This window comes from Neobacillus sp. GCM10023253, assembly GCF_042653105.1.
Classification (GTDB): domain Bacteria; phylum Bacillota; class Bacilli; order Bacillales; family Cytobacillaceae; genus Neobacillus; species Neobacillus citreus.
The window spans coordinates 16,293-36,908 of sequence record NZ_JBHSHV010000010.1 but is presented as its reverse complement, the minus strand read 5'-3'; the positions used below and the strand labels follow the sequence as shown (position 1 = coordinate 36,908).

Here is a 20,616-nt window from a genome sequence, read left to right as displayed (position 1 = left end):
GGGTCCTGACCTTCAGAGTTTTCCTGATTAGAAAAAAAAGAAAAGGCGGACCAGCCGCCTTTTGATTCTTTAACCTCTTTTACGGGATTTAAACACCCACATGTTGCCGTCTTTCCAGCAGCTTTTCGTTTGATGTCTGCCGTGGCCTGTATTACGCCAGTTTGTGCATTCCAGATTATGCGTTAAGCGTCTTGAAGTTCTTTTTCTGGACGTGCGGCGTCGAGTTGTATTTCTGCTGGATGTCATCTTTCGACGACTAGAGGTTCGTCTAGAAGTCCGACTAGAAGTCCGACTAGAAGTTCTTCTGTGGCTAGATGTCCCGCGATGACGGCCTGGATCCATAAACATGAAATCCCCGAATCCGCCGCGTCCTACGTCATCAGCAGCTCTTTGAATATCCTCTGGAGAAAATTCTCTTTCTTCCATTTGAAGCACCTCCTTTTTTACAGAAAAGGGAGTACGAAATGAATTGTGCATTATCTATTACACCCACTCCTCTTTTAACAATTTACGAATGGACGCTTGTCTTGGTCTCGGACAATAGCCTATTCAATGAAAAAATCAATAAACCGTGACATCCCTTTTACTCCATCATAGGTATAAAAGGAGGGGAGGATAGGGAATGGACGAAGCCGTAAAACTGCCAAACTATAAAATTTTTATAAAACCGAGCGACTTAAAGGAGCTTAAAAGGGATATATGGGTGGATATGCCAATCCCCGCACAGCTAAATATCGATGGCAAGAGATTAGAGGTAGATATCAGCTACCGCGGCTCCCATATTCGTGATTTTTTGAAAAAATCGTATTACATTTCTTTTTATAAGCCTAAAAAATTCAAAGGCTCCAGTGAAATTCATATAAATGCTGAGTATAAGGATCCTTCGTTCATACGGAATAAATTATCCTTCGATTTCTTTTCTGAGATTGGTGTCCTGGCACCATATTCCCGGCATGTCTTTTTGACCCTTAACGGCAAACCGGAAGGAATATATTTGGAAATCGAATCGGTGGATGAAAATTTTTTAAGAAGAAGAAACCTTCCCGCTGGCAGCATTTATTACGCCATTGATGGCGATGCGAATTTTTCATTGATGAGTGATTTGGATAAAGCCGTGAAAAAGTCATTGAAATCAGGCTATGAAAAGAAGTGTGGGAAGTCGTCCGAGGATAAGTTTTTAGAAAGGTTTATTTATAACATTAATACGATTACTAGAAGTGAATTTGAGAGGGAAATTATTAAATATATTGATGTTGAAAAATACTTGCGGTGGATTGCGGGCATCATCTTCACGTCCAACTATGATGGTTTTGTCCATAATTATTCGCTTTACCGAAATGGTGAAACAGGGCTATTCGAGGTGATGCCATGGGATTACGATGCCACCTGGGGGAGGGATGTTAACGGGAAGGTGATGGGGGCGGATTATGTTCCGCTTAAGGGCTATAATACGTTAACGGCAAGAATTTTGGATGTGGATTCGTTTCGAAAGCAGTATCAAAAGCTGCTGGTTGAAATTATGAATCAGCAGTTTACATTGGGATTTATGGTGCCTAGAGTTGAAAAGGTGCTTGGGATAATCCGGCCCTATGTCCTGCAGGACCCCTACAAAAAGGACTCGATCACACAATTTGACCAGGAGCTTCGGGTAATCACGGAATACATCCTTGAAAGAAGAAAATATATCGAACGCGAAATAGTAAAGCTTAACTAAATTAGGCCGCAGCCTTTAAGATTGCGGTGTTTTTAAAAGAACCATCCAATTTCGGATGGTTCTTTTATGAATTTAAAGGGAAACTATTCGTCCTTCCCTCGAGGAAAGCCGAATCGCATCAAGCACCCTTTGTGTTTCATGGCCGTTCTCAAAATTAGCTAGATTAGGGTGTTTAACACCTGTCACTAGAGTTTCGTACAGGGCATCTAGAGCGCGGTTAAAGCCGTTATAGTAACGGGCGGCGACCGCCGGCATTTCTGCAGGGGCTGTTATATCAGGTACTAGCTCAACTGCTTCAAGAGGAGCATCACCTGAAGAAAGCAGTACCTGGCTATCGTCTAACATAATCATTGTTCCTTCTGTACCAAAGACCTCTAAACGCCATGAATTGGCGGTTTGGCGGACTCCCGACACAAATTCCAACGTTACTGTAACCCCGTTATCAAGCTTGCCAATAACCTGAAATGCATCATCGGCTGTACGGATTTCGACTGTTCCATCCCCAGAAGTATAGGTTGGTACATGGATAGGAAGATTAGCAAACACTTCATGAAAATGACTGTCAAGCCACCACTGAAGAGAGTCGGACATATGCGAACCAATTGCCCCGAGCATCCCTCCGCCAGTCTCCGCTTTGGCCAGCCAGCCACGTGGGTTGGATGAAAGATAGGCATAATTCGGAAAAGCAGCCAAATAACGAACGTGTAAAACTTTACCCAAGCTGCCGCTGTCCAAAATTTCCTTCACCTTTGTCCGGGCAGGTAGGAAGCGGAATTCATGATTAATGATCCCTAGTTTGTTTGCTTGGTTTTTGGCTGAAAGCATTTCCTCTGTCTCCGACACATCTAAGCCCATTGGCTTTTCACAGACCACATGCAGACCTTTTTCATAAGCAGCCAGTACCATTTCTTTATGTAAATGAACAGCTGAAGCTACAACAACAAGGTCGAGTTCTTCCTTCTCGAGCATTAATCGCCAGTCAGTATAAACATTATCTATACCGCTCGTGTTTCGGACATTCTCCACATTTCCTCGTGAAACACTTGCTATTGCGGTTACCTCAAATCCGTCATGAAAGTTCATCATCGGTGCATGCACTTTAGCGCCGAAACCGGTTCCGATAATTCCTGCCTTAAATTTCTTCATGTGTAAAACCCCCTCAATTTTAGGATAATTTAAGTGTAATAGGAACTGGTAGTTTGTGCTAGATAGAAGAAAAAATTTTCCTATATGAACTTATACCAATTAGCGGAACCTTTTAGGATAAAAAACGTAATACATGTGGAAATGAAAAAAATGGAGGATTAAAATGGAAGTTTGGATAAAAGATTTTATTGAAAGCTATGGTTACATAGGGGTATTTTTGCTGATCGCTCTTGAAAATATTTTCCCGCCCATTCCTTCGGAGGTCATCCTGACCTTTGGCGGTTATATGACCTTGGATACCAGTTTGAACGTTACGGGAGTCATTATTGCCTCAACTTTAGGTTCTGTATTTGGTGCGGTAATTTTATATCGTCTCGGAAATTTTTTGGATGTGGAACGGTTTGACAGAATCATTAAGCGGTATGGAAAATTATTACGACTAAAAAAGGAAGATTTATACCGCGCCAATGCCTGGTTTAATAAATATGGTATTTGGACGGTTTTCCTGTGTAGGTTTATTCCGCTAATTCGCAGTTTAATTTCAATCCCCGCTGGAATGGCCAACATGAATTTTTCTCTTTTCCTAATTTTCACAACGATTGGAACACTGATTTGGAATACTGTCCTGATTCATCTAGGTGCAAGCTTGGGAGAGAATTGGGAACTTATTACGGAAAAAATGGATAATTTCTCTAACGTAATTTACGGGATTCTTTTCGGCCTATTAATGGTGGGAGTCATCACATTAATAAGGAAAGGCTTACTTTTTTCGAAATGAAGAAAGAAACAATTTCTTAAACTGCCTCGCCTGATGGGGATAATTATTTATATTTTTGGAGGAAAAAATTAACTTTTCTCGAACAATATAATCGTATGAAACTATGATTCTGAAGGTGGGCGAAAAAATGACTCTTGAACTGCAAACAAAGTTTTTATTAGACCAGTTAAAAGCTCTAGGCGCACCGCCGCTCGAAACTTTAACCCCGCAAATGGCAAGAATGGGTTCCAAGTTTCCCCAAGGGGAAGTTGAGGAAGTAGGCAAGGTGGAAAACCGGACTATTCCTGGCCCTGCGTCAGATATTCCTGTAAGGGTCTACTATCCGAAGGAAGAACAGTCAAGCTATCCAGCGTTAGTTTTTTATCACGGCGGAGGTTGGGTGATCTGCGATCTTGATACCCATGATAATATTTGCCGGGCCCTTACCAATAGCGCTGGCTGCGTTACGATTTCCGTTGACTATCGGCTTGCACCTGAACACAAGTTTCCGGCTGCAGTGGAAGACTCCTACGCAGCAGTACAATATGTATACGACCATGCCGAAGACTTTAAGGTGGACCGCACGCGGATTGCTGTTGGCGGCGACAGTGCTGGTGGTAACCTTGCTGCTGTTATCAGTCATCTTGCAAAAGAGAAAAACACCCCGCCAATTTGTTTCCAGCTTTTGATGTATCCAAGTACCAACACTGGCGGAGTGCCGACCGTTTCGATGGTGGAGAATGCTCACGGCTATTTTCTAGAAAAGGGAACAATGGAATGGTTCCGCGATTGTTATTTGAACAGTGAGGAAGATAAGAAAAGCCCACTCGTATCGCCTGCCTTAAATGAGGACTTTACAGGCCTGCCGCCGGCACTAGTTATTACCGCAGAATATGACCCGTTACGCGACGAAGGGGAAGAGTATGGTAAAAAATTAGCTGATTCAGGTGTGGAAGTAGAAACAATCCGTTACGACGGCACCATCCACGGCTTTATCAGCATGGCGGCAGTACTAAACGTAGGAAAAGCGGCCTTGGAAAAATCAGGGGAAGCTTTAAAAAAAGCATTCAGTAAATAAAATACCTAAAAGTGTCTGGGCCATTATACAATCCAGGCACTTTTTTAAAATTAAAAATAGCAAAATGGAAAAAGAGCATTTATAATATATTTTGCGGAATTTTGTGTAAATTTTTATAGCTTACCGTGGATCAAAATGAGGCACGAGAACCGTACCCATGCATCAATAGAGAGGAAGAATCTATGAATCTTAAACGTATTGCGAAAAAAGTGGTTATTTTAGTTTTGCAGTGCTTGTTAGCAGTGGAAGTGTTGATTTGCATTGGTGCATTACCGGTTTTATTAAAGGATTTGACGTTTCATTTTTCAGATTACTTTATTGCGATTAAAGCCATGAACCTTGGTTTAATCTCCTATGATCAATTGACTTTGGACGGAAAAAATCCATTATTTCCAGTTATTTTTGATAGATACATAGAGTCTATGAAAATTCTCGGATTAAGCATCCTTACAGCTTGTTTCATCGCCTTTGTCATTACATATCTTTCGTTTATATTTTTTCGAAAAAAAATCAACGTCCTTAAAAACTTGATTGAATTGGCAGAGGCTGTTCCTGATTTGATGTTCATTCTCTTATTGCAGCTGGCTGTTATTATGATTTACAAGAAAACAGGAATAAAAATAGCAACAGTGGTCAGTATACGTGAAAAGGCCTTCCTTTTGCCAGTGATCAGCTTAAGCGTTCCCATTAGCTTCTATATCACGAAGGTGTTCATTCACCACATTGAGGAAGAGTTGGAGAAACAATATATCCATTTAGCCAAAGCAAAGGGATTATCTTTTTCTTATATTTTGAATATCCACGTGCTCCGGAATATTGCCGAAGGGATGTTTGGCTCCTCGAAGACCATTTTCTGGACGATGCTGTCCACTTTATTGGTAGTAGATTATTTGTTTAATATGAACGGCTTGTTAAGGGCAATGGTCACTGGACCGGATCCTTTTGTTGTCGGCTGTATTCTCATTTTAATCCCTTTTTATCTACTTTACCGCACGTACGAATGGATCAGCTTTGATTACAGAAAGGATTCCAAGTAGCATGATTCTATTTTTATTAAAAAGAAAAAGATTTGTTTTTGGCGTCTTATTCCTTGTTACGCTGCTTACCTGGAGCATAGTAAATACGGTACTTCATGATGGGGAAATCAGACAGGTGCGTTTTTTTTATGATGATAAGGGGAATCTCATCGATGCACCGCCCTACCCGCCATTTACGGTGTTTTTGCTCGGTTCGGATAAGTTCGGGTATGATTTGGGGCAAATGATGATTGAAGGGGCAAAGTACACCATCGGAATCACCTTGATTGTTGCCATTTTAAGGCTGCTGTTGTCCTTAGTGGCAAGCTCCTTGATCTACTCTGTGAGACCAAGACTGTTTGGTTTTCTAAAAAGTCTTTTTGAACCATTTTCCGTCGTTCCGCAAACCATCATCGTTTATTTCATTTTGTTTAGTGTTTTGTGGATGCCAATTGACGGATTTCAAACCCCATTTTGGAAACGGGCTTTATTTGAAACGGTTATTTTAATTATCATTGCGATTCCGAATTTAACCATCCATCTAGCGAATGAAATGAGGATTGTGGAAAAGGAAGATTTTATTGTGGCCTCCAAAACGCTTGGTGCAAGTAAACGCTACATTTATTTTAAACACATCGTTCCCCATGTTTACGAAAAATGGATTTTATTATTCGGTCAGCAATTTACCCAGGTCCTGCAGCTCCTTGCCCACCTTGGGTTTATGAAGCTATTCTTTGGCGGTACCTTCGTTTCTTACGGGATGATTGTAGACGATCCGCGCTCTGTTTCTTATGAGTGGTCCGGCGTTATTGGCGGAAGTCTTCCTTACCTTTATTCCAGCCAATGGATTATCATTGTGCCAGTTCTCTTCTTTATATTTACAGCAATCAGCGTCGCCTTCATCAATGATTCGATAAAGTCGTATTTTCAAAGAAAAGAGTATACATTTAAAAGGGAAAAGGTCTAAATATATTTTATATCCATATAAAAGAGGCAATCCGGTTAAAAGGATGCCTCTTTTTTAGTACTACATATCTTTTAATCTGCAAAAAAATGATGGGAATAACAAGTTAAAGAATAGGGAATTCAATTTGTTCAGTCAATTTAGGAAAGTCAATGAATGGGTTCCGATTTCCTTGGATTTGGTAAATGGTTTGATTGCGATGCATTTCATAAAGTCCTACTGGAAAAGTCTTGTGCCACTTGATTAAAGTGGAGAGGTCTATCTCAATTCGAAAAGCTTTTTTGATTGCCTTCGGATAGCGGAGCAAGAAATACAGCATTGCCCTTGCTGCTGTCCCTTTGCCATGCTCAGGCTCAAATCTTCCCCCGACTGCGAGTCCGCAATTATTTTGAACCGGTTCTTCCGGTGATTCGGGATGGAAATTGGGTAAATCTGAGTAAGGGAAATTGGAGCGGGTAATATTACATTCCGGGTCGCAAACAAACAAATGATGCAAATCGCCCTTCATAGGTTCGAGGGCTCCGAACCATGATTGGGGGACAATATGTTCCGTGTTAACTTTTAATTTTCGTTCATAGGCTTTCAATTGGTGAAGCGTTTCGAATTCCTTTTGCTTAATTTTTCGAAGAAATTCCTGAAATTCTTCATATTTTTCTGTGATGATTTGATAATCCTGAATAATGATGGTTTCAGGATTCTTTTTTTCACTGGAGTAAATACTTTTTACGCTGCCGTCTGGGTGCAGGTCTACCCAGGTATATAGATATAAATCTTTACTGATAAAATAGGGGATTCGATTTTTATGGGTTTTTGTTAGTAATTCATTGTATTTATAAAATAAAGTGGCGCCATCAAGGTTATGTTGCGCGATTGTTTGATAGTATTTTTCAATATCGAGTGAATCTTCTGTTTCATCGTAATAAAGGTCTTTGTCTTCCTGTATTTTTCGCTTGTTATCTCGCAAAAAAGCCAATTGTTTATGCAAATCAATAAATTCCGAAGTGCTATCCTTAATGACTTTTTTCTTTTTTGACATCTAAATCTCACTCCAGAGAAAAGAATTTATCTTTCAAATTCATTATATAATGATATCTCCGGCAAAACGGCTATAATTTGAAATTTTGTGTTAACAGGCGTAGGTTATGGCTCGGGTGGCTGAATTTCCCTATGGTAAAATGTTATTTTAGAAAAATTACTTTTGTTTTGTGAATTGAGTGTTATAAAAGTAGCTTCAAAAAGAAATTACTGTAAATAATGATTAATTCTGTATTTCCAGTATTTAAATGTATTTTAAAATTATCAAAATAATCACGGAAATGGATTGCATTTTAATTTTGAGAATAGTAAAATTAGTATCCGTGAATAAGAAATGAAGGGGTTTAACCTTAATGGAAAATAGATTGCCATTTTCGAAGTATTTTGTAATAGGGGTCATGTTATTTGCCTTGTTTTTTGGAGCGGGAAATCTAATATTTCCGGCATCACTCGGGCAAAACGCAGGGACAAACGTTTGGGAGGCGGCAGCTGGGTTTCTTATAACGGGGATTGGTTTGCCGTTTCTTGGAATATTAGCGATGGGCGTTTCTGGAAGCAGAAATCTGCAGGAACTGTCAAGCAGGGTTCATCCGCTTTATGGAATCATCTTTACCTCGCTGCTTTATTTAACAATTGGACCGCTGTTTGCAGCACCAAGAACAGGTGCTGTAGCCTATGATATTGGTATTGCGCCGTTTGTCGGCGGGGGCTCGGACCGCATTGGATTGTTCATATTTTCACTAATATTTTTTGGAATAACCTTGTGGTTTTCATTAAATCCGGCTAAGCTGGTTGACCGGATCGGGAAAATCCTCTCGCCTGCCATCATTATTCTCATTTTTGTGTTATTGGTCATGGTGATTGTTAAACCAATGGGGTCGATTGGAGCACCACAAGAAGCATATGCCAACGGTGCGTTTGTAAAGGGCTTTATGGAAGGATACAACACGATGGATGCACTGGCATCGCTTGTGTTTGGCATCATTGTTATCAATGCTGTTCGTGCCATGGGAGTTAAATCAACAAGCGGTATTCTGTCGGCTTCAGCCAAATCCGGATTGGTTGCGGTAGTTTTCCTAGGAATCATTTATGTTGGTGTTGCTTACTTAGGTGCGACTAGCACAGGGCGATTCGGACTTTTAGAAACAGGAGGTCCTGTTCTCGGAAAAACAGCAACCTATTATTTTGGGATTGTCGGAACAGTCATGCTTTCGATTATTATCATTCTCGCTTGCTTGACTACGAGTATCGGATTGGTAACAGCCTGCGGTGAGTATTTTCATGGCCAAATGCCGAAAATCAGCTATAAAATTTGGGTTGTTTTCTTTTCGTTAGTATCTCTTATCATTGGTAATTTCGGATTAGCAAACATCATCAACTTTTCAATTCCAGTGTTAATGTTTCTTTATCCGCTGGCTGTTGTCCTAATGCTGCTGACATTTTTATCAAAGTTTTTTAGACATTCGCAGATCGTCTATGTTTCAGCAACTGTTGTAACCTTTATGGTCAGCATTATCGATGGTATCAAAACTTTCTGTCAGCTTGTAGGAATCGAAAATTTTAGGTGGATGGACCCGATCGTATCCTTTTATGAACAAGTACTGCCGTTATATAATGAAGGACTGGGCTGGCTGTTGCCAGCGATCATTGCGATTGCGATCAGCACTGGAATCGTGAAGCTGCAAAAATATTTTCGAATTTCTCTTAGGGAAAATAACGTTTAAGGCATAATTTTATAAGATGCACTGCACATTGGCAGTGCGTTTTTTGTTGAAAAAAACCTATTGGTGAAGGGATTAATTTTCCGGATAGGCGGAATTTCCGGAAGAACGGAAAAACAGCTTCCGTAGAATCGGAAATTTCACTCACCAAATATCGATATTTCCTAAGTGAATATGTTGATTATGCCTTTATATTAGGAATTTTTAATTTTCAGAATAGTTGGCATAAAACTTGCAAATAAATTTAATGTAACGGCCTTTTTTTAAAACGAGGATGAAAGCGTTTTCCGAAAAAGACCTTTACGAATTTTACGCAAGGGGGATTTATATGGATTTATTGGTAATTTTATTGGCACTTGGATTATTGATGTTTGTGGCCTACCGAGGTTACTCTGTTATCCTGTTTGCTCCAATCTGTGCCCTCCTGGCTGTGGTCTTAATTGCACCAAGCCATGTATTGCCATTCTTTTCGGGCGTATTTATGGAAAAAATGGTCGGATTTATTAAATCTTATTTTGCTGTTTTCTTATTGGGAGCTATTTTTGGTAAGGTTGTTGAAATGTCCGGGATTGCTGAATCTATTGCGAAGACAATTGTCGGCTGGCTTGGGGCGAAACGGGCGATGCTGTCGATTGTGCTGCTTGGGGCAATATTAACCTACAGCGGGGTTAGTTTATTCGTAGCCGTGTTTGCAATTTACCCGTTTGCTGCACAAATGTTCAAGCAGGCAGATATTCCGAAAAGGCTTATTCCAGGTACGATTGCGCTAGGTGCGTTTACATTTACAATGGATGCGCTGCCTGGAACACCGCAAATTCAAAACGTTATTCCGATTGCTTTTTTTAAAACCGACATCTACGCCGCACCTATCCTTGGAATCATTGGTGCCATCATCGTTTTGGCAGCCGGCTTATTCTATCTGGAATCCAGACGGAAAAAAGCTGAAAAAGCAGGTGAAGGTTATTATGGGTTAGGAGCGGAAATGGCAGCTGCTATTGAAAAGGAAAAGCTTGGTGCCAATGAGCCTGCTCTACCTGATTTAACAATCGAACAGTCATTATCAAGAAAAATTCTTGCCTTTGTTCCGCTCATTTTGGTCGGAGTAACGAATAAACTTTTTGTAACGAATATTCCAAAGTGGTATCCGAATGGCTTTGATTTTGCAGCACTGGGCTTAGATGCCTATAAGGTGGATGTGGCAGTATCTGCTCCAATTTGGGCGATAATTATGGCACTCCTTGTCGGGATTATTACATCTATTGCCTATGATTGGAAACGGGTTACGAATGGCTTTAAGGATGGCGTAAACACTGCGATAGGCGGGTCACTTTTGGCAACCATGAATACAGGGGCTGAATACGGATTTGGCGGAGTGATTGCTGCACTTCCGGGATTTGCAAAAATAAGTGATGGCATATCGACTACTTTTACCAATCCGCTTGTGAATGGTGCCGTTACGACAACTACGCTTGCAGGGATGACTGGCTCAGCATCTGGAGGTATGGGGATTGCCTTAGGCGCGATGGCTGAAAAGTATAATCAAGCGATTGCCGCAGCGAATATTCCTCCTGAAGTTATGCACCGAGTTGTGGCGATGGCATCAGGAGGAATGGACACGCTGCCGCATAACGGAGCAGTCATCACCTTGCTGGCAGTAACAGGTTTAACCCATAAGCAATCCTATCGTGATATTTTTGCCATCACGGTCATTAAAACATTGGCGGTATTTGCGGTTATTGCTATCTATTCACTCTTTGGAATCGCTTAACAGTTTAGGGGGTCTTGAATATGAGTCAAGCATTAGCTGGAAAAACAGCATTTGTAACCGGGTCGGCAAGCGGTATCGGCTTAGAAATTGCTAGGACTTTTGCTGAAGAAGGTGCAAATATTGTTATTTCCGATTTAAATGAAGAAAAAAGTAAACTAGTGGCGCTGGAGTTAAAGGAACAAGGTTTTGAAGCAACTGCCGCTCCCTGTGATGTCACCGATGAGGAGGCATATAAGAATAGTCTGGAATTGGCAAGAAGTACTTTTGGAAAAATTGATATTCTCGTAAATAATGCCGGGCTGCAATATGTTTCCCCAATTGAGGATTTTCCGACAGAAAAATTTGAACTAATGATTAAAGTTATGTTAACGGCGCCGTTTATTGGCATTAAAAATGTATTGCCGTATATGAAAGAGCAGGGCTTTGGCCGAATTATCAATATGGCTTCCATTAATGGCTTGGTTGGCTTTGCCGGGAAAGCGGCCTACAACAGCGCGAAACATGGGGTGATTGGCTTAACGAAAGTAGCCGCATTGGAAGGAGCCCAGTACGGAATTACGGTCAATGCCTTATGTCCGGGTTATGTTGATACACCGCTTGTAAGGGGACAGTTGGTTGATTTGGCCAAGACGAGAAATGTCGGATTAGAACGTGTCCTCGAGGAAGTCATTTATCCGCTTGTCCCCCAAAAAAGGCTCTTATCCGTATCCGAGATTGCGGATTATGCAGTATTTCTAGCAAGCGACAAAGGCAGGGGGATAACAGGTCAGGCGGTTGTTCTCGATGGAGGGTACACAGCGCAGTAGACGGTATCAGTGTAATTGTTAACATAGTACAAGAGAATCCGTGTCAGCGGGATTCTCTTTTTTTTACAAATCTTCCAATTTTCAAAAAACTCATTAAGATTTTGCTATAATAAATTTATCGAGTTTTTATAAGGGAGGCAATCGATGCGGGCATTTGACAAAGTACCAAACAGCTGGCATGAGCAAATTATCAATCTATTAGCAGAACGTGTGGTTATTGTCGATGATAACGGGATTATTTTATATATTAACGAGGGATATTGCGAGTTTATCGGCACCACGATGGAAGAGGCGATTGGCCGGCAGGTACAGGATGTGATTGAAAACTCACGGATGCATATTGTTGCCCAAACAGGTGTGAAGGAACTGGCCTCAGTCCAACAAATAAATGGCAGTGAAATGATTGCTAATCGATTTCCAATTGTTGAAGAGGAACAGATTGTTGGTGCCGTAGGAAATGTCATGTTCCGTAATCCTGAAGAATGGCGTATGTATAAAAGTAAGATCCAAAGCCTTGTTGATGAATTAAACTATTATCAAGCAAAAGTTCAAAGGGATTTGCAAAGTAAATATAGTTTTCAGGACTTAATTGGGGACAGCCCTAATTTTCTTGCAGCAAAAACATTGGCTCAAAGAGTTTCCAGGAGCGATTCATCGGTGTTATTGATCGGTGAATCAGGCACCGGAAAGGAGTTATTTGCACATGCGATTCATCATGACAGTAACCGGACGGCCGCTCCCTTTGTGGCCATTAATTGTTCCTCCATCCCGGAGCACCTGCTTGAATCGGAATTGTTTGGCTATGAGGATGGTGCGTTTACAGGCGCGAAAAAAGGCGGCAAGAAGGGACAGTTTGAATTAGCAAGCGACGGGACGTTGTTTTTGGATGAAATTGGGGACATGCCGCTCACGATGCAAAGTAAACTATTAAGAGTGCTGCAGGAAAAAGAAGTGGTCCGAGTCGGAGGTCATAAATCTATCCCTGTGGATGTGCGGATTATTGCTGCCACCCATCGGAATTTAGAAAGAATGGTAGAAAAAGGGGATTTCCGTCAAGATTTATATTACCGATTAAATGTTATTAAAATTGATATTCCTCCGCTTAGGATGAGAAAGGAAGATATCCCTGCGGTTGCGAAGCGGTTATTGAAGAAATTAGAAGCAAGATTTTTCCGAAATGGTATTGAGCTGTCTATTGAAGTAACAGAAAGATTGATGCAGCATTCTTGGCCGGGGAACATTCGCGAATTGGAGAATGTATTAGAACGTTCGATCAATGTGCTTGATGGAAAAACCATTCTATTAATGCACCTGCCCCTATATTTGCGCGATCGAGAAACCGAGGGGGGAAACGCAGGTAACTTACATAATGAACAAACTGTTTCATTAAGCAATATCTTGTCAACGGAACCGAAGAATATTCTCCCATTGAAGGAGACACTCGTCCAAGCAGAAAAACAAGCAATTGAACAAGCTTTAGTGGTAACGAAGGGTAATAAACTAGAAGCGGCTAAACTACTGGAAATCGGTAAAACCAGTTTTTATGATAAATGTAAATTATATGATATAAATTAACAAGATTTAACCAATACAGGAACTAAAGAAATCCATCATATTATCAAGGACTTCACTCGAAATTTTAATGAGTAAGTCTTTTTTTGTGAATTTTATTTTAATAGAAAGAACAAAATTTATTTGTTGACAAAAAAATATATTGTAACTATTATGATTACAGGTAATTAAATTTGTTACAAATGGACTCTTAAATAAAACTATATCGGAGGAATCAAAATGAAATTATTAGTCACAGGAGCTACAGGAAAGTTTGGCTCAAAAGTCGTTGAGAATTTATTAAAAACTGTAACCGCAAACCAACTTGCTGTCAGTGTTCGCAATCCGGAGAAAGCAGAAGGGCTGCGCGCTCGTGGAGTGGAAGTCCGCCACGGAGATTTTGACCTTCCAGAAACATTGGATACTGCTTTTGCAGGAATCGACCGCTTGTTAATTATTTCTGCAGATGGAGACAATGAAACAAGAATACGCCAGCATGCCAATGCAGTAGCTGCGGCAGAACGTGCGGGAGTTAAATTCATTGCCTATACTAGTTTAGCGAACGCCATGGAAAGTAATAACCTATTCGCTCCGACACATCAGGCAACAGAAAAGGCAATCGTGAAAACAGGCATCCCATACTCCTTCTTACGCAACAACTGGTATCTAGAAAACGAAATCCCAAGTATTCAAGGCGTCATCGCAGGTGCTCCATGGGTAACATCTGCGGAATCAGGTAAAGTCGGCTGGGCGTTGCAGCAGGATTATGCTGAGGCTGCAGCTGCGGTACTGACGGGTGAAGGACACGATAACACAATCTACGAACTTTCCGGTAAGCTATTAACCCAGCAAGAATTGACTTCTGCTCTTGGCAATGTCTTGGGTAAAGAAGTAAGTGTGCAACAGGTAGATGACGCTGCTTATGCTGAAATTATGAAAGGTGCTGGCCTGCCAGATTTTCTAATTCCGATGCTTGTTGACATCCAAAGAAGCATTCGCGAAGGTACACTTGCAGTTGAGAGCAACGACTTCGAAAAGCTTATCGGCCGACCTGCTACTTCAATAAACGAAGCATTATCACAAATCGTTAATGGTATCACCCTAACAAAATAATAAAACTCAAATTTCAATGATTTGTGGAGATAAAAGTTGCGTTTCTGTTTCGAACAGGAACGCTTTTCTATGTTATCAAGCAGGAAATAAAGTGGGCATGGGAGTATTATAGTAAGGGCAACTAAGCTGAAAATGGGGGACAGATTTTAATGAAAGTGAATCCAAAGGAATTTGAAATAAATAATTTAATTTATATCATTAGGTCTGCAAAGGAAGAGGATGCCAGAAACTTATCTGAAGTTAGATTGCAGATTGATGGTGAAACAGAAAATATGGATAGAGAAAAAGGAGAAGCATACATAGATGAATCTGGCTTCAAACAGATTATTAGATCGGATACCGAACGGAAAAATAATCTTTTTTTAGTGGCAGAAGCAAATGATAGAATTGTAGGTTTCTCTAGATGTGAAGGGACTCAACTGAAAAGAATGTCACATAAAGTGGAATTTGGAATCTGTGTTTTAAAAGAATTTTGGGGACATAGCATTGGGAAAAAACTATTGGAAGAATCCATTCATTGGGCAGATTCAAACGGTATTAAGAAAATATCATTAAGTGTTCTTGAAACAAATCGTAAGGCTGTTAAGCTTTATCAAAGATATGGGTTTGAAGTGGAAGGCATTTTAAAAAAGGACAAAATTCTTTCCGATGGGAATTACTATAATACTTTTTTGATGGGAAGGTTTAATGTGTAATCAAAAGGCTATTTGGTGTTTTTTTTTATGAAAGTAACAAAGTGAAACTTGTCTTCATATGATAAATTAAATTTCGTGGAAAAGAGGTGTGAAGATTGACACAACATATTACAACTGGTCCATATCCTGGACAAACTGGAGGTTGTATTGCCGAATATAATCACTCAACGCTTAGCCATGTTCCACATCACTACTCGCCTTCTCACAATCCTAATCACAATCCTAATCACAATCCATATTATCAACAGCCAATGACGGGTCCGGGGTTTCAAGGAATCCCGTCTTGGAGACCGCCGGGAGGTTCTTATCCGTATTTATATTAATGTCTTGAATTGTTGTAAAAAGAATAATTTTGGTTATAGGTACTTTTCTTCTTAATGAGAAAGTACCTTTTTTATTTGTTTAAAGCGGAAAAGTGGTATCATAGTACAGTAAATACTATTAATATTGTGAAATTTATGATTAGGCTGAAAACGGGAACAAAACTAAATTACATTACGGATGTGGTGAATTCTATGAAAGCAAAATTCCATTATGCATGGATAATTATTTTTATTACATTTTTAGCTTTATTGGCTGTTCAAGGAGTTCGCCTTGCGTTTGGAGCATTTGTGCAGCCCTGGGAAAAAGATTTTTCCATGGATAGGGGGACTATTTCCCTTATATCTACATTAAGCTTTGTTGTTTATGGTCTTTCGCAGCCAGTGATTGGGAGACTCGTAGATAAGCTGGGTCCACGGTTGATTTTATCGGTGAGTACCTTATTGGTTGGAGTGAGTATCTTTTTAACCTCCTTTATCAATCAGCCATGGCAGCTGTTTGTTCTTTACGGCATCTTCGTTTCCATCGGGGTGGGGGGAGCATCCAATGTTGCGGCAACCGTCCTTGTAACGAAGTGGTTCAATGAAAAACGCGGCCTTGCCTTAGGAATTATCGAAGCAGGATTTGGAGCAGGGCAAATGCTGCTTGTTCCAGGGTCCTTATTGTTAATAAACTGGTTGAATTGGAAAGTAACAGTTGTTATTTTAGGTATCTTTCTGGCAGTTATTGTTTTTCCTGTTGTCCTTTTATTATTACGAAATGACCCTAAAGAGAAAGGTTTACTGCCAATTGGCGGAAAAGGCAAAGAAGAAAAACAGACAATTGGTGATGCGAATCAAAATAGTAATTTTTTTATTTGGGAAGCTTTCCGCAAAAGACAGTTTTGGTTTTTAATTTTACCGTTTGGCGTTTGTGGATTTACCACGACAGGATTAATGGACACACATTTAATTCCAATTTCTAATTTATGTGGGTTTTCACCAGGTGTAACAAGTGCTGCAGTGAGCATTCTGGCTGCTTTCAACATTATTGGCATTTTACTTTCAGGTATCGTTGCGGACCGATGGAGCTGCAAAAAAATACTGATCGGGTTGTATGTGGTAAGGGCTTTATCTATTGTTATTCTTTTAAATACCTATAACCCGGCAATGCTGCTGGCTTTTGCCGTTGTGTTCGGATTGGTCGACTTTGCAACGGTAGCGCCAACTCAATTACTGGCAACTCAATTTTTTAAAAATCATTCTGTAGGGTTTATCCTGGGCATGTTGTCACTAAGCCATCAAATAGGCTCGGCATTAGGTTCGTACTTACCAGGTTTATGGTATAGCCTCTCAGGGAATTATAATCTTTCCTTCTATTTTTCGATTTTCATTCTTGCACTGGCGGCCATTTTTAGCGGGTTGCTTCCGAAGCAAATCGTTAGTAAGGAAGAGAAAGAATTAAAAACATTGCATGCATAAATATTGGAAAAACCTAGCATTTCTTGATAATGCTAGGTTCTTTCATTAGAAGAGGGGGGAAGTCAAATACTTGACTCATCTTGGCCCTCCTTTTCAAAGCTTTGAGTAAACGAGTCATCAGGGCATTGACCTGGAATTGGAATACGTGGGTCAAATTCGGGATTTTGGAGTACTTCATACGGCCGCATCATTTCATGGTCCTCATGTTCAAGGTTATGGCAATGCCAAGGGTAGATTCCCGTAAAAGGTCCGAAGCGGGCAATAATGCGAGTGACCTCTTTCGGATTCACCCCAACGGTATCCTTCCAGCCTTTTTCATTTGCGGATGGTTCCCGCGGTGGTCCGACGTGTGTGATATTTTTATTTTTATCAATCGTAATTGGCGCATGATTGAGAACCTGAAAATGTACAAGATGTAAGTGCATTGGATGATTGTCTCCTGTCAAGTTGTAAAGCTCCCAAACTTCTACTGTACCATTATACGGAGTTTCTGTAATGGGTAATTCACTCCAGGTCATGTCATTGAGCAATGGTTTCAAACGACCTGGAAATTCTGGGTCATCTATTTCAGTCAAAATGTTCTGCCGTACAGGTACACCTTTTGGATTAAGTCTCTCCAAACAAGATAATGTTGCTGGAATGACACTTTTGTCAGGTTCAGTAAGGTTTTTACTAACACGGAACTCCATAATTTGCGGAAGTGCTGGATTAGGCGGATTGCCGCTTGGGAATGGTGATGGCGCATCATTTGTTAGGGTGATTTTCTGACCTGCATGTTTGGAAAAGTCGACAATCACATCTGCACGTTCCGCTGGACCAAGCAGCAGCCCTTCCCTATGTGGTACAATAACTGGTTTCTCAAGAAATCCGCCATCTGTCCCAATTTGAATAAACTCTTGGCCAGAGCTTAATCGTAGTCGATAAAATCGGGCATTGGAGCCATTCAAGATACGGAAGCGGTATTTGCGCGGTTCCACTTCGAGAAAGGGCCAGACTTTTCCATTCACAAGAGCGGTATTCCCGAAAAATTCTGGGACGACAGATGGTCTGGGTAAGCTTGAATCAATTGGCGGTGAAGGATTCGGCGGCGCTGCCTGGTTTGGCTGGGAAGGATAGAATAATTCACCAAACCGCTCACCCTTAAGATAGAACGAGCGATCTTGAATCAATAACGGGATTTCATAGTTTCCTCGTGGAAGATTCAGCATTTCCTCTTCGTCATCTCTAATAAGGTAAAACCCGGCTAGCCCTGCATAAACATTCAGACGGGTGATTCCAATCGCATGATCATGATACCAGAGTGTAGCAGGACGTTGGCCATTTGGGTAATAATAAACTTCATGCAAGAATTTAGGGCCAACGTTTTTGAAGTTTCGGGTAAACCAGGCTTCCGGATACCCGTCATTTTCCGGACGATTACGACCACCGTGTAAGTGTACAACTGTCCGGACAGATGGTCGGTCCAGTTCTGCGCCATGCACGGTTCTATCTACCGGAAGCAGGTGTTCATACGGCAGCTTGTTTTCCCACTTAACATAAATAGGTTGGTTCCTGCGAACCTCAAATGTAGGTCCTGGATACATGCTGTTATAACCCCAAACAGTCGTCGGTTTTAGGTCACGGTGTAATTTTTGCTGAACCTGCTTCATTTCTACCTCGTAGTACGGTTTTCCATCTTTGTTCCCGACGGGGGTTATGACTGACGGTATTGGCAATGCATCTACAAACTTGTCTAAAGGCAAATATAATTCCTCCTTATTTTAAAACCTCTTTTTTAGATTATGAATATAGGAAGTTTTCAGTTTTCTTTTTTTGAAAAAATGGTAAACTAGTTAAAAAAACAAAAAGTGAGGCGCCAGCATGATTAAAGCAGTTTTTTTTGATTTGGATGATACGTTGCTGTGGGATCAGAAGAGTGTAAAGGAAGCCTTTGTGGCTACATGTAAGGTTGCAGAAGACCGATATGGACTAGATTCGGACCAGTTGGAGGAGGCTGTCAGAGAGGCTGCTAGAAACCTCTACTCTTCCTATGAATTTTATCCTTTTACACAAATGATAGGAATCAATCCCTTTGAAGGTCTATGGGGTAATTTCCTAGATGATCACGATGATTTTAGAAAAATGAAGGATACGGTTCCTGGTTACCGGAAAGACGCTTGGACGGCGGGTCTTAAGGCTTTAGGGGTTGACGACCCAGAATTTGGACAAGAATTGGCGGAGCGTTTCCCAGCCGAGCGCCGAAAGCTGCCGTTTTTATATGAGGAAACGTTTAAAACACTAGATTCGTTAAAAGGGAAATACCAGCTTCTACTATTAACGAATGGATCACCAGACTTGCAAAATACGAAACTAACCATTACTCCAGAATTGGTTCCATACTTCGACCAAATCGTCATCTCAGGTGATTTTGGTAGAGGAAAACCAGATCCAACGATTTTTGAACATGCCTTGTCACGCCTGTCTATGCAAAAGGATGAAGTCATCATGGTGGGGGATAACCTAATGACCGATATTCTTGGGGCAAACCGTGCAGGGATCAAATCCGTTTGGATTAACCGCCACAATAAAGAGCGGAATGAAGTCATACCTACGTTCGAGATTCACCATTTAGAAGAGCTTTTTACGATATTGGAGAATTTATAAAAAAAGATCAGCTGCCTTATCGGGCGGCTTTCTTTATGTCAAAAGACCAATTTCTTTAATACAGTGTAACCTCCCCCCTTCTTTAAGCGACTATTATGCTGAAAACCAAATAATTACAAAAAGGGGATCGTGAAAATGAGAAATAAAAGTGTGATTTTCATATTAACCTCTGCCTTAGCTATTGGTCTTTTAGCAGGCTGCGGTTCAGGTGTGGGGGATAAGACGAATGGCAGTTCAGGAGCTCCAAAAGACGCAGCCCCTAAACAAAATGAGATTGCAGCAAGTTTCTTTCCAAGGATTGAAATTATTGAGCAAGGGCCGGGAATTAACGTGAATTACAGAGTAAAGAATATTTCCGGTAAAGCCCAGAAATTAACGTTTTCAAATGGCTTACAAGTGGATTATATCGTATATGATGAGTCTGGAAAAAAGGTGAAACAATATTCAGAAGAGGTTATGTCAACTCAAGCCATGGAGGAAGTAAATCTCGAAAACAATGAAGAAATCGCCAAGGAATTTACCATCACCGACTTGAAAAATGGCAAGTATAAGCTGGAGGTTTTCTTAACAGCAAAAGAGGAGCAGGCGAGGGTTGTTATGGATTTACTTGTGGAAAAAGCCGCTCTCGACGGTTCTGGCAAATATGTTGGACAAATCGACCCACATACCATTGAGATTGATATGAATGGCACGAAAACCGCGTTCCAATTATCTGATGAAGCCCAAAAACAAATATTAGCCCTTAAAGAGGGAAGTAACGTAACATTTCTATATAAAGAAAATGAAAATGGCCAAAAGGTAATTGAAAAATTTTTATAAAAAATATAT

Annotated in this window: 19 protein-coding genes; 15 read left to right on the top strand and 4 right to left on the bottom strand. The window is 40.6% G+C overall.

Annotation, left to right across the window (positions count from 1 at the left end; translation table 11 throughout):
* Positions 1–69 precede the first annotated feature (69 nt).
* Positions 70–426, bottom strand: coding sequence for a CotG/ExsB N-terminal domain-containing protein (locus ACFPA1_RS13550; protein ID WP_378583676.1), 357 nt, complete (start codon positions 424–426; stop codon positions 70–72).
* Positions 427–622: 196 nt separating this feature from the next.
* On the opposite strand from ACFPA1_RS13550, the gene ACFPA1_RS13545 reads away from it, so the two are divergent.
* Positions 623–1,714 (top strand): CotH kinase family protein, encoded by a 1,092-nt coding sequence (locus ACFPA1_RS13545; protein WP_378583675.1) that lies wholly within the window; start codon positions 623–625, stop codon positions 1,712–1,714.
* Positions 1,715–1,786: 72 nt separating this feature from the next.
* Here the strand turns inward: ACFPA1_RS13545 and ACFPA1_RS13540 are convergent, their stop codons facing one another.
* On the bottom strand, positions 1,787–2,860 hold the full coding sequence (locus ACFPA1_RS13540) for a Gfo/Idh/MocA family protein (protein ID WP_378583674.1): 1,074 nt from the start codon (positions 2,858–2,860) through the stop codon (positions 1,787–1,789).
* A gap of 163 nt (positions 2,861–3,023) precedes the next feature.
* Between ACFPA1_RS13540 and ACFPA1_RS13535 the strand changes: the two genes are divergently transcribed.
* The 4 genes from ACFPA1_RS13535 (at position 3,024) to ACFPA1_RS13520 (ending at position 6,678) form a co-directional block, all read left to right on the top strand.
* Positions 3,024–3,638, top strand: a complete 615-nt coding sequence (locus ACFPA1_RS13535; RefSeq protein ID WP_213148216.1) for a DedA family protein — start codon at positions 3,024–3,026, stop codon at positions 3,636–3,638.
* Positions 3,639–3,765: 127 nt separating this feature from the next.
* The gene (locus ACFPA1_RS13530; protein ID WP_213148217.1) at positions 3,766–4,695 is read left to right on the top strand and encodes an alpha/beta hydrolase; all 930 of its coding nucleotides are present in this window, start codon (positions 3,766–3,768) and stop codon (positions 4,693–4,695) included.
* A 182-nt stretch (positions 4,696–4,877) separates the two neighbouring features.
* Positions 4,878–5,732, top strand: coding sequence for an ABC transporter permease subunit (locus ACFPA1_RS13525; RefSeq protein WP_378583670.1), 855 nt, complete (start codon positions 4,878–4,880; stop codon positions 5,730–5,732).
* 1 nt (position 5,733) lies between these two features.
* Positions 5,734–6,678, top strand: coding sequence for an ABC transporter permease subunit (locus ACFPA1_RS13520; RefSeq protein ID WP_213148219.1), 945 nt, complete (start codon positions 5,734–5,736; stop codon positions 6,676–6,678).
* A gap of 103 nt (positions 6,679–6,781) precedes the next feature.
* On the opposite strand, the gene ACFPA1_RS13515 is transcribed toward ACFPA1_RS13520, so the two are convergent.
* The gene (locus tag ACFPA1_RS13515; RefSeq protein ID WP_378583667.1) at positions 6,782–7,711 is read right to left on the bottom strand and encodes an endonuclease I family protein; all 930 of its coding nucleotides are present in this window, start codon (positions 7,709–7,711) and stop codon (positions 6,782–6,784) included.
* A gap of 352 nt (positions 7,712–8,063) precedes the next feature.
* On the opposite strand from ACFPA1_RS13515, the gene brnQ reads away from it, so the two are divergent.
* From brnQ to ACFPA1_RS13475, 8 genes are all read left to right on the top strand, one after another.
* Entirely contained in the window at positions 8,064–9,434 is a 1,371-nt protein-coding gene (brnQ, locus tag ACFPA1_RS13510) for a branched-chain amino acid transport system II carrier protein (RefSeq protein ID WP_213148221.1), read from the top strand.
* A 325-nt stretch (positions 9,435–9,759) separates the two neighbouring features.
* Complete coding sequence (locus ACFPA1_RS13505) at positions 9,760–11,199, top strand: GntP family permease (protein ID WP_378583665.1); 1,440 nt, start codon at positions 9,760–9,762, stop codon at positions 11,197–11,199.
* A 20-nt stretch (positions 11,200–11,219) separates the two neighbouring features.
* Positions 11,220–12,005, top strand: a complete 786-nt coding sequence (locus tag ACFPA1_RS13500) for a 3-hydroxybutyrate dehydrogenase (RefSeq protein WP_378583662.1) — start codon at positions 11,220–11,222, stop codon at positions 12,003–12,005.
* Positions 12,006–12,149: 144 nt separating this feature from the next.
* Positions 12,150–13,580, top strand: a complete 1,431-nt coding sequence (locus ACFPA1_RS13495) for a sigma-54 interaction domain-containing protein (RefSeq protein WP_213148223.1) — start codon at positions 12,150–12,152, stop codon at positions 13,578–13,580.
* Between the two features lie 216 nt (positions 13,581–13,796).
* The gene (locus tag ACFPA1_RS13490; RefSeq protein ID WP_213148224.1) at positions 13,797–14,669 is read left to right on the top strand and encodes an SDR family oxidoreductase; all 873 of its coding nucleotides are present in this window, start codon (positions 13,797–13,799) and stop codon (positions 14,667–14,669) included.
* Between the two features lie 149 nt (positions 14,670–14,818).
* A complete protein-coding gene (locus ACFPA1_RS13485; protein WP_213148225.1) occupies positions 14,819–15,364 on the top strand; it encodes a GNAT family N-acetyltransferase in 546 nt (181 codons plus the stop codon).
* A 95-nt stretch (positions 15,365–15,459) separates the two neighbouring features.
* A complete protein-coding gene (locus tag ACFPA1_RS13480; protein WP_378583660.1) occupies positions 15,460–15,687 on the top strand; it encodes a hypothetical protein in 228 nt (75 codons plus the stop codon).
* 192 nt (positions 15,688–15,879) lie between these two features.
* A complete protein-coding gene (locus tag ACFPA1_RS13475; protein ID WP_378583657.1) occupies positions 15,880–17,145 on the top strand; it encodes an MFS transporter in 1,266 nt (421 codons plus the stop codon).
* 62 nt (positions 17,146–17,207) lie between these two features.
* Here the strand turns inward: ACFPA1_RS13475 and ACFPA1_RS13470 are convergent, their stop codons facing one another.
* Positions 17,208–18,887, bottom strand: coding sequence for a multicopper oxidase family protein (locus ACFPA1_RS13470; protein ID WP_378583654.1), 1,680 nt, complete (start codon positions 18,885–18,887; stop codon positions 17,208–17,210).
* 118 nt (positions 18,888–19,005) lie between these two features.
* Here ACFPA1_RS13470 and ACFPA1_RS13465 point away from each other — a divergent pair, with 118 nt between their 5' ends.
* Both ACFPA1_RS13465 and ACFPA1_RS13460 read left to right on the top strand, forming a co-directional pair.
* A complete protein-coding gene (locus ACFPA1_RS13465) occupies positions 19,006–19,788 on the top strand; it encodes an HAD family hydrolase (RefSeq protein ID WP_378583651.1) in 783 nt (260 codons plus the stop codon).
* Between the two features lie 135 nt (positions 19,789–19,923).
* Positions 19,924–20,607: a BsuPI-related putative proteinase inhibitor gene (locus ACFPA1_RS13460; RefSeq protein WP_378583648.1), complete on the top strand. Its 684-nt coding sequence runs from the start codon at positions 19,924–19,926 to the stop codon at positions 20,605–20,607.
* The last annotated feature ends 9 nt before the right edge of the window (positions 20,608–20,616 follow it).